15 protein-coding genes are annotated in these 13,271 nt (G+C 74.1%); 5 read left to right on the plus strand and 10 right to left on the minus strand.

From position 1 onward, the window contains the following. Window positions 1–25: 25 nt before the first annotated feature. Window positions 26–487 (minus strand): MarR family winged helix-turn-helix transcriptional regulator, encoded by a 462-nt coding sequence (locus Cus16_RS14780; RefSeq protein WP_069713435.1) that lies wholly within the window; start codon window positions 485–487, stop codon window positions 26–28. A gap of 61 nt (window positions 488–548) precedes the next feature. Between Cus16_RS14780 and Cus16_RS14785 the strand changes: the two genes are divergently transcribed. Continuing rightward, window positions 549–914, plus strand: a complete 366-nt coding sequence (locus tag Cus16_RS14785) for a VOC family protein (RefSeq protein WP_069713470.1) — start codon at window positions 549–551, stop codon at window positions 912–914. 41 nt (window positions 915–955) lie between these two features. Then, the gene (locus Cus16_RS14790) at window positions 956–2,038 is read left to right on the plus strand and encodes a diacylglycerol/lipid kinase family protein (protein WP_083264028.1); all 1,083 of its coding nucleotides are present in this window, start codon (window positions 956–958) and stop codon (window positions 2,036–2,038) included. 112 nt (window positions 2,039–2,150) lie between these two features. Here the strand turns inward: Cus16_RS14790 and pheA are convergent, their stop codons facing one another. Genes pheA through Cus16_RS14810 form a run of 4 tightly spaced genes read right to left on the minus strand, consistent with a single transcriptional unit; the run spans window position 2,151 to window position 6,178 of the window. Further along, window positions 2,151–3,107 (minus strand): prephenate dehydratase, encoded by a 957-nt coding sequence (pheA, locus tag Cus16_RS14795; protein WP_069713436.1) that lies wholly within the window; start codon window positions 3,105–3,107, stop codon window positions 2,151–2,153. Window positions 3,108–3,116: 9 nt separating this feature from the next. Beyond that, the gene (locus tag Cus16_RS17085; protein ID WP_083264029.1) at window positions 3,117–4,214 is read right to left on the minus strand and encodes a bifunctional helix-turn-helix transcriptional regulator/GNAT family N-acetyltransferase; all 1,098 of its coding nucleotides are present in this window, start codon (window positions 4,212–4,214) and stop codon (window positions 3,117–3,119) included. 9 nt (window positions 4,215–4,223) lie between these two features. After that, window positions 4,224–4,679 (minus strand): hypothetical protein, encoded by a 456-nt coding sequence (locus tag Cus16_RS14805; protein ID WP_069713437.1) that lies wholly within the window; start codon window positions 4,677–4,679, stop codon window positions 4,224–4,226. Then, window positions 4,676–6,178 carry a molybdopterin-dependent oxidoreductase gene (locus tag Cus16_RS14810; RefSeq protein WP_223246639.1) on the minus strand — a complete coding sequence of 501 codons (1,503 nt, stop codon included), beginning with the start codon at window positions 6,176–6,178 and terminating at the stop codon, window positions 4,676–4,678. Before Cus16_RS14810 ends, Cus16_RS14805 begins: the two co-directional genes overlap by 4 nt. Window positions 6,179–6,199: 21 nt before the next feature. Here Cus16_RS14810 and Cus16_RS14815 point away from each other — a divergent pair, with 21 nt between their 5' ends. The 3 genes from Cus16_RS14815 to Cus16_RS14825 are packed head-to-tail and all read left to right on the plus strand — an operon-like array spanning window position 6,200 to window position 8,989. After that, window positions 6,200–7,657 carry a glycosyltransferase family 87 protein gene (locus Cus16_RS14815; RefSeq protein ID WP_069713438.1) on the plus strand — a complete coding sequence of 486 codons (1,458 nt, stop codon included), beginning with the start codon at window positions 6,200–6,202 and terminating at the stop codon, window positions 7,655–7,657. Window positions 7,658–7,667: 10 nt separating this feature from the next. Next, the gene (moaA, locus tag Cus16_RS14820; RefSeq protein WP_083264031.1) at window positions 7,668–8,747 is read left to right on the plus strand and encodes a GTP 3',8-cyclase MoaA; all 1,080 of its coding nucleotides are present in this window, start codon (window positions 7,668–7,670) and stop codon (window positions 8,745–8,747) included. Between the two features lie 11 nt (window positions 8,748–8,758). Next, entirely contained in the window at window positions 8,759–8,989 is a 231-nt protein-coding gene (locus tag Cus16_RS14825; protein ID WP_223246645.1) for a MoaD/ThiS family protein, read from the plus strand. Here the strand turns inward: Cus16_RS14825 and Cus16_RS14830 are convergent. From Cus16_RS14830 to Cus16_RS14850, 5 genes are read right to left on the minus strand one after another with little or no spacing between them, the layout of a single operon-like run. After that, complete coding sequence (locus Cus16_RS14830; protein WP_223246640.1) at window positions 8,986–10,020, minus strand: ABC transporter ATP-binding protein; 1,035 nt, start codon at window positions 10,018–10,020, stop codon at window positions 8,986–8,988. The two genes, Cus16_RS14825 and Cus16_RS14830, sit on opposite strands and share 4 nt — an antisense overlap. Next, a complete protein-coding gene (locus tag Cus16_RS14835) occupies window positions 10,017–10,865 on the minus strand; it encodes an ABC transporter permease (RefSeq protein WP_083264032.1) in 849 nt (282 codons plus the stop codon). Before Cus16_RS14835 ends, Cus16_RS14830 begins: the two co-directional genes overlap by 4 nt. 2 nt (window positions 10,866–10,867) lie before the next feature. Beyond that, on the minus strand, window positions 10,868–11,689 hold the full coding sequence (gene modA, locus Cus16_RS14840; RefSeq protein WP_141719012.1) for a molybdate ABC transporter substrate-binding protein: 822 nt from the start codon (window positions 11,687–11,689) through the stop codon (window positions 10,868–10,870). A 25-nt stretch (window positions 11,690–11,714) separates the two neighbouring features. Next, window positions 11,715–12,791: a ThiF family adenylyltransferase gene (locus Cus16_RS14845; protein WP_069713440.1), complete on the minus strand. Its 1,077-nt coding sequence runs from the start codon at window positions 12,789–12,791 to the stop codon at window positions 11,715–11,717. Beyond that, entirely contained in the window at window positions 12,788–13,201 is a 414-nt protein-coding gene (locus Cus16_RS14850; RefSeq protein ID WP_069713441.1) for a molybdopterin-binding protein, read from the minus strand. Before Cus16_RS14850 ends, Cus16_RS14845 begins: the two co-directional genes overlap by 4 nt. Window positions 13,202–13,271: the final 70 nt, after the last annotated feature.

A 13,271-nucleotide genomic window follows, 5' to 3' on the forward strand; every position in this document is an offset into this window, starting at 1 on the left:
GGGCCCGCCACGGGCCTCCCGTCCGTCATTCGGTGGCGTCCGTCGGCGGCTGGTCGCGCAGGGCGGCGACCATCCCGCGGAGCAGGCGGAAGGCCGCTGCGCGGCCCGCCTCGTCGAGGTCCCGGGTCATCCGCAGCTCGACCTCGCGGACGGCGGCACTCGCCTGCTCGCGCTGCCGTCGGCCGGCGTCGGTGAGGGTCGTCGGCAGGACGCGGCCCGAGGTCGCGGTGGCCGGACGGCTGACGATGCCGTCACGTTCGAGCTGCTGCAGGAGCGTGTTCATCGACTGCCGGGTCACGAAGGTGCCCCGGGCCAGCTCGGAGTTGGACAGACCGGGACGCTGCGCGAGGAGTTCCAGGCACGAGTAGTGCGTGATCGTCATGCCGAGCGGACGGAGGGCGTCCTCCATCGCGAGCCGCAGGGCGCTCGCGGCCTCCTTGAGGACGTAGCCGACCGAGCTGTCCAGGTCGATCCGCTCTTGACGCATGTCAGGATTCTGACACATACTCCTCGTGTCAGGCATCTGACACCGAATGAAGGAGCACACCATGCCCGCCACCGGGATCGACTTCACCTCGCTGCAGGTCCGTGACCTCGACGCCTCGCAGGCGTTCTACGAGCGGTACCTCGGACTCGTCCGGTCCCCCGCCGGCCCGCCGCACGCCGTCGTCTTCCAGACCGAGCCGATCGCGTTCGCGCTCCGCGACCTCGTGCCCGGGACCGACCTGACCGCCGGGCAGCCGGCGCTCGGCGTCGCGCTCTGGTTCCACGCGACCGACGTCCAGGCGGTCCACGACGCACTCGTGGCGGACGGCCACACGATCGTCACCGAGCCGTTCGACGGGCCCTTCGGCCGCACGTTCACGTTCGCCGACCCGGACGGCTACCCGGTGACGCTGCACGACCGGCGCTGAACGGCGTCCCCTCGCAGGCGCACATCGGTAACGTCGGCGGCATGTCGACCCCATCGGAGACCGCGCCCGCGGACCAGGACGCCCTCCCGACCGAGCAACGGACGGCCGCCGTCGTCTACAACCCGGTCAAGGTGCACCTGGAGACCCTGAAGAGCACCGTCGCGAAGCACGAGCAGGAGGCCGGCTGGGCCGAGACGCTCTGGTTCGAGACCTCGGAGGAGGACCCGGGCGGCGGGATGGCCGAGGCCGCGCTCGAGGCCGGGGCCGACGTCGTCGCTGCGGCCGGAGGCGACGGCACCGTCCGCGCGGTCGCCGAGGTCGTGCACGGCTCCGGCGCCACGCTCGCCCTGCTGCCGAGCGGCACGGGCAACCTGCTCGCGCGCAACATCCCCGCGCCGATCGACGACCTGGGCGCGAGCGTCCGGACGATCTTCCGCGGCGAGGACCGGGCGATCGACTTCGGTGAGCTCGAGATCGAGCGTGCGGCCGGCGACCGCGAGCAGCACGGCTTCCTCGTGATGGCCGGCCTCGGGCTCGACGCCCGGATGCTGGCGAACACCAAGCCGGAGCTCAAGAAGAAGGTCGGCTGGCTCGCCTACGTCGACTCGCTGGTCCGGTCCCTCCGCGACGCCGACGCGTTCGAGTTCAAGTACAAGCTCGACGGTGAGAGCAACCAGTCCGTCCGCGCGCACTCCCTGATCGTCGGCAACTGCGGCATGCTGCAGGCCGGTGCGACCCTGCTGCCCGACGCCGAGATCGACGACGGCGTGTTCGACATCGTCGTGATGCGGCCGCGCGGCTTCTTTGGCTGGGTGCGGATCGCCGCCCGCATGCTCTGGGAGAACGCGATCCTGCGCTCGTTCCGCCGCTCGAAGATGGGCCAGACCGCGGTCGGCAAGCGCATCACCACCGCCGCTCGCGAGGAACGCCCGCTGCGCTACATCCGCGGCCAGGAGTTCGTCGCACGCCTGGAGCGGCCGGACGAGTTCGAGATCGACGGCGACCCCGTGGGCGAGGTCGTCGCGTTCCGGGCACGGATCGACGCCGGCGGTCTGACCGTGCGCGTCGCCGGCCCCGACGACCAGACGCGGGCGACGCGCCGGGTCGAGGCCGAGCACAGCTGAGTCGTCCCTTCCTCGCAACACGCAACGAAGGCGGTTCCTCGCAGCGTCATCCCGCTGCGAGGAACCGCCTTCGTTGCGTTCTGCGGAACGTGCGCCAGAAGTCGGGCGGGCGTCAGGCCGGGTCGGGCTCGCCGGAGACGATCGCCCGGAGCCAGTCGCGCGCCTCGACGAACGCCTCGTCCGAGTAGCGCGCGGAGACCTCGGGGCGGAAGCCGTCGGCCCGCGGGTACGAGCCGAGGAACGTCACGCGCGGGCTGAAGCGCCGGAGGCCCAGCAGTGCGTCGGCCACCCGCTCGTCCCGCACGTGCCCGTCGAGGTCGATGACGAAGCGGTAGCGGCCGAGCTCGTCACCGATCGGGCGCGACGACAGCAGTCCCATGTTGATGCCCCGGGTCGCGAACTGCTCGAGCATGTCGACCAGTGCGCCGGGGTGTTCGCTCGGCAGCTCGACGATGACGCTCGTCTTGTCCGCGCCCGTGCGCTCCGGGATCGCGAGCGTGCGGGACACGAGCACGAAGCGGGTCACGGCCGAGGCGTTGTCCCCGATCGACGACGCGAGCACCGCCAGGTCGTGGTGGTCGGTGATGCCCGGCGGGGCGACCGCGGCATCGGCGACGGGGTGCTCGTCGAGGAGCGCGGTCGCGGCCGCGACGTTCGACGACGCCGGGATGTGCCCGTGCCCGCGGAGGTTCCGCTCGAGCCACCGGTGCGTCTGCGCGTACGCCACGGGGTGCGCGTTCACGGTCCGGACGTCGGCGAGCGCGGTGCCGTGCCGGGCGACCAGCACGAAGTCCACCGGCACGAGGTACTCGCCCACGATCCGCACGCCGGGGATCCGGGCGAGGGCGTCCTGGGTCGCGCTGACCCCGCCGTCGACGCTGTTCTCGATCGCGATCACCGCACCGACCGAGCGGCCGCTCACGACGTCGTCGAGCGCCTCGCCGACGTTGTTGACGCTGCGCCACGGCTTGCCGGCCGCTGCCTCGACGAGCTTGAGCGCCGCCTCGGTGAAGGTGCCGGCGGGTCCGAGGTAGGAGTACGTGTCGGACGGCGTGGCACGGTCGGTCATGCGCCGAGCCTACTGGTGTACCAGCGCTCCACCCGGTGCGGGTCGGAAGCGCACGAGCATGGTGTCCGAGTCGCCGTTCCGCCCGACGGTCCGGAAGCCGACGCGCTCGTAGAGGATGCGCGCGCCGGTGTTGCCGTCCTCGACGCTGAGGCTCACGCCGGCCCAGTCCGCCGTCCGCCCCGCGGCGAGCAGACGGGTCAGCAGCGCGCTGCCGATCCCGCGGCCCCGCCCGCGCGGTTCGACGGCGAGCGTCAGCTCCGGGACGTCCTCGGACACGAAGCCGTAGCCCTGGTCGTCGGCGGGCAGGAAGCGCACCCAGGCGACCCCGACCGGTCCGTCGCCGTCCACCGCGACGACGCCGTGGTCGCGGGACGGGTCGAAGTCGGCGAAGTAGTGGGCGAAGTCCGGACGGTCGAGCTCGGCGTCGGTGAAGGTCGGCGCCTGCCAGTTCATCGCGGCGAGTGTCGCGTGCCGCAGCAGCGCGGTGTCGCTGGCGGTCACCTCGCGGAACAGCACCCCCGTCGGGTCCGCCGCGGCGCCGCCCGCCGACCCGGCACCGGCGGCCCCGGCCTCCGCACCCGTCAGCCGTGCCTCGCACAGCGCCGGGTCGTCCTCCTCCCGCGGGTAGGTGAGCGCGGCGAAGCGCCCCTCGGGGTCGAGTCGCTCGAGCAGCGCACGGGTGATGCCGTCGAGCTGCCCGACCTGGTCGTCGTCGAGCGCGTCGATGACGAAGCGGCGAGCGGTGCGGACGTGGTCCGGTGCCGCGGCGACGATGGCGTCGTACCCGGCGTCGGTCAGCCGGACGTCGGTGGCGCGGCGGTCGTCCACGGACGGGCAGCGCGTGACGAGCCCACGCTTCTCGAGGCGCGACACCACGTGCGACAGCCGCGGCAGGGACGCGTTCGTGGCGGCGGCGAGCGCCGACATCCGCAGGGTCCGCCCGTCCGTCTCGGACAGCATGGCGACCACCATGTAGTCGAAGTGCGTGAGGTCGGCGTCGCGCTGCAGCTGCTGGTCGAGTGCCGCGGGCAGGAGCTCCATGACGGCGACGAGCTTCATCCACGCCCGCAGTTGGTCGCGGGTGAGCCACAGCGTCTCGTCGGTCATGCGCTCATGCTACCCATTGGTTGTCGCTGCAACCAGTGGTCGAGGGGACCGCCGGGCGCGGACCACACCGACGACGAGGGCGACGACCACCACGGCGAGCAGCACCCCCTCGACCACGAGCAGTCGCGTCGTGTAGTCGAACGGCAGCACGGTGGGGTTCTTCTGCCCGTGGTGCTTGGCGGCGATCTCGGGCAGGACGACGAGCGCGAGCACGCTCCCGAGCACCACGGCGGCCTGCACGACGACCAGGACACCCACGCCGAGCCGCCGCCCCGTCCGGCGCAGCAGGAGCCCGACGGCGACGACGAACGGCGAGAGCACCGCGTCGTGCAGCACGACCGCGGCGAGCAGCCACGTCGCCAGCCCCCCGATGCGGTTCGGTCGGACGGTCGTGACGAGCACGTACGCGCCGAACGCCATGACGAGCACGCCCAGCACGACGAGCACGATCCTCGTGGCCCTCATCGGATCACCTCGATCTTCCCGATCCACTTCGTCTGCAGCACGCCGGGCCGTCCGGGCGCGATCACCCGGGCGGGGAACCCGTGGTCCAGGTCGAGCGTCTGCCCGTTCACCTCGAGCGCCAGGAGCGTCGTCGGGTCGGCGACGTACTCCGCACCCATCTCGGTCACGCGGTAGCCGCCGCTCTGCTCGAGGCTCGTGATCCGCACCGGCGTCTCCGGCTCCGCCTGCACCGAGGCGAGCAGGTCGCGCATCCGGACGCCCCGCCACGAGGCCGTCTGGCTCCAACCCTCGACACACGAGATCGGCAGGTCGGCGGTCGCGGTCCCGAGGGCGACGAGCTCGGCGCGGGAGAACGTCCGCGTGACGTCCTTCCCGACGACGGTGAGCGTCCAGTCGGCGGCCGTGGCGGTCGCGAGGACCCCGGCGGCGCGCGCGGTCCGGTTCACCGGGAGGGTCTGGGGACCGACGTGCCGCTGCCGCGCCCCGAACACGTTGAGCGGTTCGAGCAGCCGGTTCGACTGCCCCGCAGTCAGGGCGACGACCCCGACGGTCGCGGCGGTGACGGCCGCCACGAAGCCGCGTCGGGCGATCCGCTGGCGCGGCCCGCTGGTCGCGGGCTCCGCCTGCTCCGGCCGGGAGGCACGCCCCGCCCCCGTCCCGCCGGTACCGTCCGCGAGCCTCGGCTCCGCGGACCGATTCGCGGTCTCGGGACCGCGAACCTGTCCGCCAGGGCGAGTCTCGCGCTCGGGAGCGCCCGCCGGCGCAGCCGGCGCAGCCGGCGCAGCCGGCGCAGCCGACGCAGCCGACGCCGCCGGGCCGTCCACCCACCGGAGCAGGCGGCCGGTCAGGCCACGGGGGTACGAGCCGGCCGTCTGCGCGGCCGCGGCCCGCTCGCCCACCGCGGGGCGGGCCTCCCGGCCGTCCGGCAGCAGCTCGCTGCCCACCGTCGGGTCCGCGACGAACCGCCCCTCGGCGTCGTAGGCGTCCCGCGCCCGCCAGTAGCGCGTGATCACGGGCAGCTTCGACGCGATGTGCACGACGAGCGACCCGATGATGACGTACGCCATCGCGTTGTGGGTCTGCCGGAACGGGAACGGGAACGGGTACCACTGGTACGTGTTGAGCAGCCCGGTGCCGACCTGCACGATCGACGCCGACACGAGCACGGCGATCGACAGCCGCTCGAGCAGGTGGAGCACCCCGCGCACGGGCGGGACCTGCGCCAGCGCGGGCATGACGACGTTCAGCTTCGCGAGCAGCAGCGGGATGATCGCGATGCCCGCGGTGATGTGCAGGCCCTGTGTGAACTGGTACAGCTGCGCCGGACGCGTCGGGAAGCGCATCCCGGGCAGCGGGTCCTGCAGGAGGTGGCTGTAGACGCCGGTGCCGAAGCAGACGACGAACGCGATGCCGAGCAGCCGACCCCAGACGACGGCCGACCGGGCGTTCCGGTTCGGGGACGCCATGGTCGCCCGTGCGTCCAGCAGGACCCGTCGCACGATCGGTAGCCTCGGGGAACCATGAGCAGACGACCGCGCGCCGCCTCCGTCCCGACGACCGCGGTCGTGTCGACCGTCCTGTCCGTCGTCGGCGTGGTGGCGCTGGCGGGCGTCATCGCCTTCGGCATCACGCATCTGGGGTTCCTCCGTGCCGGTCATCGTGCACCATTCGTTGCCTGGACGCTGATCGCTTGGGCGGTCTTCGCCGGGGCGGTCGTCGCGCTGCGCTTCGTGCCCCGTGGGTGGACGACCCGGATCGTCCTGGGCGGTGCGGTCGTGGTCGGGATCGCGGCGCTCGTCGGTCCGCCGAACACCAGCACCGACTCTGCCCGGTACGCCTGGGACGGGATCGTACAGCACGCCGGTACATCACCGTACGCATACACACCGCAGTCGAACGCGCTCGCCGACCTGCGCCCGGACTGGCTCTTCCCGGACAAGATCGACGGCACGTGCAAGCCCCTCGAACCGCGGATGCGCGGCCTCGGCGACGGTGCCGACGGGCACTGCGTGGCGATCAACCGGCCCGACGTCACCACCATCTACCCGCCGATGGCACAGCTGTGGTTCGCCGGGGTCCGGGCGTTCGTGCCCGCGACCGCCCAGTACATGCCGTTCCAGGTCGCCGGGCTCCTCGTGTCGCTCGGCGTCACCGTCGGCCTGGTGATGGTGCTGCGCCGTCTCGGCCGTCCCACCTGGTGGGCCGCGCTCTGGGCGTGGTCGCCCCTGGTCGCGTCCGAGGCGGTCACGAACTCGCACGTCGACGTCGTCGGTGCCGCACTCGCCACCGCGGGCGTCGTGCTCGTCGCCTTCGGCCGGCCGGTCTGGGGCGGGATCGCCCTCGGGGCGGCGACCGCGACGAAGCTCATCCCCGCGATCGTGTACCCACCCCTCCTGAACCGGTGGCGGCACTGGTGGGCGGTCCCGGTCGGCATCGGCGTCTTCGCCCTGCTCTACGTCCCCTACGTGATCAGCACCGGCCCGAAGGTGCTCGGGTACCTGCCGGGGTACCTGTCCGAGGAGGGCTACGAGGACGGCTCCCGGTTCGCCCTCGTGTCGTCCGTCGTCACGGGCGACGCGGCGACCGTCGTCGTCGGGCTGATCGTGCTCCTCGCCGCCCTGGTGTCCTGGCGCCTGGCGGACCCGGCCCGCCCCTGGTCCGCCGAGGTGTTCATGATCGGCGTGACGTTCCTCGCCGTCACCCCGCGCTACCCCTGGTACGCGCTGCTCCTCATCCCGTTCGTCGTGCTCTCCGGCCGGTGGGAGTGGATGGCCCTGAACCTCGCGATCGCCCTGCGCGGGGTGTGGCCGTCGGCGCCGGCCTTCCGCTGGTGGCTCCTGGCCGCGGTGCTCGTCATCCTCGTGGTCACGCTCGTCCGCACCCGCCGCGACGACTGGCTCCGGTGGGGACGGCGACTCGACCCCCGCGGGTGGCGGTCCGTGGACCCCCGCAGCCGCGACCGCGTCGACGCGGGGTAGCATCACCGGGATGACGGCGCGGATCCTGCCCTCGACCGGCCTGCTGCGCCGGGTGCGCAGCGAGTCGCCGGCCCTGCCTCCCCGACCCGGGGACGACCCCGGGCTGGTCGACCGCTTCGCCCGTCGCGCCGTCGACCTGCGGGTGTCGCTCACCGAGCGCTGCAACCTCCGCTGCACCTACTGCATGCCGGCCGAGGGCCTCCCGGTGATCCCCTCGGACGCGCTCATGACCGCCGCCGAGATCGAGCGGCTGGTCGGCCTCGCCGCGGACACGCTCGGCGTCCGGAAGGTCCGCTTCACCGGCGGCGAACCCCTCCTGCGCGCCGACCTGGTCGACATCGTCCGCCGCTGCTCCGCGCACGACGTCGAGCTGTCGATCACCACGAACGCGATCGGCCTGGCGAACCGGGCGCAGGCCCTGGCGGACGCCGGTCTCCGCCGCGTGAACGTCTCGCTCGACACCGTCGACCCGGACGTCTTCGCCGAGGTCACCCGCCGCCCGTTCCTCGACCGCGTGCTCGAGGGCATCGCCGCGGCGGCCGACGCGGGTCTCGGGGTGAAGGTGAACGCCGTCCTGCTCCGCGGGATCAACGACCACCTGGCGGTCGACCTGCTCGCCTGGTGCCTCGAGCGCGGCCACGAGCTCCGCTTCATCGAGCAGATGCCGCTCGACCCCGGCCACGCCTGGGACGGCGCGACCATGGTCACGGCCGAGGAGACCCGCGCCGTGCTCGGCGAGCGCTTCCGGCTCGAGCCGGACGAGGCACCGCGGGACGGCGCCCCGGCCGAGCGCTACCGCGTCAGCACCCTCGACGGCACCCTGCTCGGCACCGTCGGCATCATCGCGAGCATCACCGAGTCGTTCTGCGCCGACTGCACCCGCACGCGCCTGACGGCCGAGGGGCACGTGCGCTCCTGCCTGTTCTCGGACGACGAGGTCGACCTGCTCGGACCCCTGCGCGCCGGCGCCGACGACGACGTCCTGCTCGACACCTGGCGGCGGGCGATGTGGGCGAAGCCCCGCGACCACGGCGACGACGCGGACGGCATCGTGCACCCCGCCCGCGGCATGAGCGCGATCGGAGGATGACGGTGACGACGATGCGGTTCTTCGCGGCGGCCCGGGCGGCCGTCGGACAGGACGAGGTCACGGTCGACGCCGCGACCCTCGACGACGCCCTGCAGCGCGTCCCGGCCACGGACACCGACCGGTGGACGGCCCTGCAGGAGCGGTGCTCCTACCTGGTGGACGGCGTGACCACCCGTGACCGCTCGACGCCGCTGGCGGGCGTCGCGACCGTCGACGTCATGCCGCCCTTCGCCGGGGGCTAGGTCGTCACACCGGCGGGCTCGTAGACGCTGACCTCGTCCGCGTCGACCGCGATGCGCACCGGCAGGCCGGGCGCGAGTCCGACGCCGGCAGCGGTCGCGACGGTCACGTCCACCACGAGGTCGCCGGCGCGCACCCGGACGAGGCCGTCCCGCGGCTCGACCGCGGTCACGACGCGCGCCAGCCCGGCACCGTCACGGCTGATCACGGCGGCCGTCGGGTGGAGTGCGGCGACGGCTGCCCGGCCGGGAGGCACGGTGTGCGCCGCGGACGGCAGCTCGCCCCCGCCGTCGGGCGCGATCCCGGTCGCGGTGGCGGTCCCCGGGACGAGCACCAGACCCGAGAAGGACGCGGAGAACGGCGTGCGCGGTCGTCGGAGGACCGTGTCGGTGGGGCCCTCCTCGACGACGCCGCCGTCCTGCAGCACGACGATGCGGTCGGCGAGCGCGACGGCCTCGAGGGGGTCGTGCGTCACCAGGAGCGTCGGTCGGCCGGACCGCGCGGTGCGGAGGGCGTCGCGGACCTCGGCGCGGGCGTCGACGTCGAGCGCCGTGGTCGGTTCGTCGAGGAGCAGGAGCGCCGGGTCGGTGGCGAGCGCCCGGGCGACGGCGACGCGCTGGGCCTGACCGCCGGACAGCGTGTCCGGCGACCGGTCGGCCAGACCGGACGCGCCGACGGCGGCGAGGGCCGCGGCGGACCGGAGTCGCGCCTCCCGGCCGCTCGCACCCGTGGCCCGCGGACCGAAGGCGACGTTGCCGGCGACCGACCGGTGCGCGAACAGGTCGGGGCGCTGCGCGACCAGGCCGACGCGTCGGCGGTGCGTGGGCACCGTGGTGAGGTCGCGGCCGGCCAGCACGACGCTGCCGTCGCGGGTGCCGAGGAGCCCCGCGAGGGCCTCGACCACCGTCGACTTGCCGGCCCCGTTCGGGCCGACCAGGGCGACGCACTCGGCCGGGCCGATGGTCAGGCGGACGTCGACGCCCCGTGACGGCACGACGACGTGGGCGTCGAGGCCGCCCGTGCCCCCGCTCACGCGATCACCGGCCGGTTCCGCAGGGTGCTCGTGCCGATGACGACCAGGGCGACCACGACCAGCACGAGGGCGAGCGCGACCGCCGTGTCCGGGTCCACCTCGCGCTGCAGGTACACCTCGAGCGGGAGCGTGCGTGTGACGCCCTCCAGGCTGCCGGCGAAGGTGAGCGTGGCACCGAACTCGCCGAGGGCCCGTGCGCCGCAGAGCACCAGCCCCGACGTGATCCCGGGGAGCACGCGCGGCGTCGTCACGGTGAGGAAGGTCCGCGTCGGACCGGCGCCGAGCGTCGCGGCGACCCGTTCGGCACGTCCCCCGCCGGTGCGGAGCGACCCCTCGATCGACGACACCAGGAAGGGCATCGAGACGAACACCTGCGCCATCACGACCGCCGTGGTCGTGAAGGCGATGCGCAGACCGTGCTCGTCGAGGAACGCCCCGAGCACGCCGAGCCGTCCGAAGGCCGCCAGGAGCGCGAGTCCCCCGACGACCGGCGGGAGCACGAGCGGCAGCAGGACGAGGGCACGGAGCACGCCCACCCAGCGGGAGGTCGACCGGGCGAAGAGCACGGCGAGCGGGTAGCCGAGGACGAACGACACCCCCGTCGCGGCGGCGGCGGTGCCGAGGCTCAGCCCGAGCGCGGTGGTCGAGGCGGGCGCGGTCACGAGTGCGACGAAGGACGACCAGTCGACGCGGCCGACCATCGCGAGCACGGGCACGACGACGAACAGGCCGCCGACCACGGCCGGCACGGGCAGCCACCACGGCACCGGGGTGCGCGGGGTCGGGGTGCGCCGTGGCGCGGTGCCCCGGGTCGGGGTGCGCCCTGTCGTGAGCGGGGCGGGCATCGTCAGGGGGCGCCGAACCCCGCGTCGGCGAGGACCTTCCGTCCGGCGTCGGAGCGGACGTACGCCGCGAAGGACGCCGCGAGCTCCGGGTTCGTCGACTCCTTCAGGACACCGATCGGGTACGTGTTCACGGCCTTCGCGGACTCGGCGAAGGGGACGCCGTCGACCCCGCCGCCGGCCCCCTCGACGTCGGTGACGTACACCAGGCCGGCGTCCGCCTCGCCCGACTCCACCTTGCCGAGCACGTCGGTCACGGACTGCTCCTCGCTCACCGGGCGGAGTTCGACACCGGCTGCCTGCTCGACCTTCGCCGTGGCCGCACCGCACGGCACGGGGGCCGCGCACGTCACGACCTGCACGCCGCTCGCGGTCAGGTCCCGCAGCCCGCGGATGTGTTCCGGGTTGCCCGGTGCGACCGCGATCTCGAGCGTGTTCGTGGCGAAGTCCCGCGGCCACCCGCTGGCGAGGTCCGTCGTCGAGAGCTTCGCCATGTTCGCCTCGTCCGCGGACGCGAACACGTCGGCGGGTGCGCCGTTCGTGATCTGGGAGACGAGGTCGCTCGAGCCCGCGAACGAGAACCGGACCGTCGTGCCCGCGTGGTCCTGCTCGTACTGCGTCCCGAGCTCCGTGAAGGTGCGCTGGAGCGACGCCGCCGCGAACACGGTGATCGTGCCGGTCGGCGCGGCCCCGGACGCGCTGCTGCTCGGCGAACCGGTGCCGCTCGCGGCCGTTCCTCCGGAGGGCGATCCGGTCGAGCAGGCGGTCAGTGCCAGTCCGGCGACCAGGACGAGGGCGAGGGTTGCGGAACGCACCAGCGGCTTCACGTGCTCATCGTAGCCGCACCTGCGGTCACTGCTCCGTCGGGAGTCCCTCGCGTCGCCAGGCGGTGATGCCCCCGTCGAGCACGACGACCGGGGCGGCCCCGCTCGGGCGTGCGGCAGCGGCGGTCCGGGCCCAGGCGGTGGCGCGGACACCCGACGCGCAGACGACGACGAGCTCGGCGCTGCCGTCCCCCGCATCGAGCGCGTCCGGGGTGCGGGACCCCGGCACGACACCGGTCGCGCGTTCCTCGTCGGTGCGGACGTCGACGAGGACCACGCGGTCGCCGTCCTCCCGCATCCGCCGCGCGAGCTCCGCCGGGGCGATGCGGGGCGGTTCGGCGAGGGTCGGCAGCGCCGGACGCACCGATCCCGGTCCGCGCCGCAGCGGACTCTCGGTCCACCGCCACCGGCGCGCGTCCACCGTGAGCACCCGGCCGAGCAGCGGCTCGCCCAGGCCGGCGACGAGCGCGGTCACCTGGGCCGCCATCACCGATCCGACCGCCCCGCAGAGCGCCGGCAGCACACCGTCCGCGGCGCAGGAGCCCTCGTCGGGCAGCGCCTCGGGGTGCAGGTCGTGGAAGTCCACCGGCTCCACGGCCGCGTCGTGGAAGACCGAGACCTGCCCGTCGTAGCCGAGCGCCGTCCCCCACACGAACGGCACCCCCGCGGCGGCGCAGGCGTCCGACACGGCGCGGGTGACCTCGACGCTGTCCGCCGCGTCGACCACGACGTCGTGCCCGGCGACGTGCTCGGGCCGGAAGCGTTCGGCCAGCGCGACGACCTCGACGACCGGGTCGACGCCGCGGACCCGCTCGGCGGCGCAGACGGCCTTCTGCCGACCGACGTCGGCGGCCGAGAAGAGGGTCTGCCGCGCGAGGTTGGAGGTGTCGACGACGTCGTGGTCGACGATCGTGACGCGCCCGAGTCCCGCGCCGGCCAGGTAGGTCAGCACGGGCGCCCCGAGTCCGCCGGCGCCGACGACGAGCACCCGTGCCGTGGCGAGGGCGTCGAGGGCGCGCTGCCCGGCGCCGTCGAGCGCGGCCGTGCGGGAGGTCGTGCGGCGACGGGCGTCGAGCGACGCCTGGTCGGGAGCGTCGGCGGTCACTTCGCGCGCTCGGGCGACTCGGGGACCTCGACGGTCACCATGGTGGCCTTGACCGACGCCACCGCGACCGAGCCGACCTCGAGCCCGAGGTCCCGGACCGCCTCGGCCGTCATGAGCGACACCACCCGGTTCGGTCCCGCCTGCAGCTCGACCTGGGCGACGACCCCCTCGACGACCAGGTCGGTGACGATGCCGACGAAGCGGTTGCGCGCCGAGCTGCGGACGCCGGACGGGTCGTCGAGCCCGCTGTCGCGCCCGCGGACGTACGCCGCCAGGTCGCGTCCCTCGACCACGGTCCGGCCGGCGGGGTCCTCGGCGCGCGGCAGGGTGCCGGCCTCCACCAGTCGCCGGACGGTGTCGTCGCTGACGCCGAGGTACCGAGCGGCGTCGCGGATGCGGAGTGTCGTCATGGTGTCCGTGACCCTACGGCATCGCGAACTCTCACGGAGGACCCGCTCGGCACGGGGCCCCCGCCCAGCC

The organism is Curtobacterium sp. ER1/6 (genome assembly GCF_001742745.1).
Lineage (GTDB): Bacteria > Actinomycetota > Actinomycetes > Actinomycetales > Microbacteriaceae > Curtobacterium > Curtobacterium citri.

Excerpts from the sequence above, each read along its gene's own strand:
- Cus16_RS14780 (WP_069713435.1), bottom strand. The coding sequence starts at position 487 with ATGCGTCAAGAGCGGATCGACCTGGACAGCTCGGTCGGCTACGTCCTC.
- Cus16_RS14785 (WP_069713470.1), top strand. The coding sequence starts at position 549 with ATGCCCGCCACCGGGATCGACTTCACCTCGCTGCAGGTCCGTGACCTC.
- Cus16_RS14790 (WP_083264028.1), top strand. The coding sequence starts at position 956 with ATGTCGACCCCATCGGAGACCGCGCCCGCGGACCAGGACGCCCTCCCG.
- pheA (WP_069713436.1), bottom strand. The coding sequence starts at position 3,107 with ATGACCGACCGTGCCACGCCGTCCGACACGTACTCCTACCTCGGACCC.
- Cus16_RS17085 (WP_083264029.1), bottom strand. The coding sequence starts at position 4,214 with ATGACCGACGAGACGCTGTGGCTCACCCGCGACCAACTGCGGGCGTGG.
- Cus16_RS14805 (WP_069713437.1), bottom strand. The coding sequence starts at position 4,679 with ATGAGGGCCACGAGGATCGTGCTCGTCGTGCTGGGCGTGCTCGTCATG.
- Cus16_RS14815 (WP_069713438.1), top strand. The coding sequence starts at position 6,200 with ATGAGCAGACGACCGCGCGCCGCCTCCGTCCCGACGACCGCGGTCGTG.
- moaA (WP_083264031.1), top strand. The coding sequence starts at position 7,668 with ATGACGGCGCGGATCCTGCCCTCGACCGGCCTGCTGCGCCGGGTGCGC.
- Cus16_RS14825 (WP_223246645.1), top strand. The coding sequence starts at position 8,759 with ATGCGGTTCTTCGCGGCGGCCCGGGCGGCCGTCGGACAGGACGAGGTC.
- Cus16_RS14835 (WP_083264032.1), bottom strand. The coding sequence starts at position 10,865 with ATGCCCGCCCCGCTCACGACAGGGCGCACCCCGACCCGGGGCACCGCG.
- Cus16_RS14850 (WP_069713441.1), bottom strand. The coding sequence starts at position 13,201 with ATGACGACACTCCGCATCCGCGACGCCGCTCGGTACCTCGGCGTCAGC.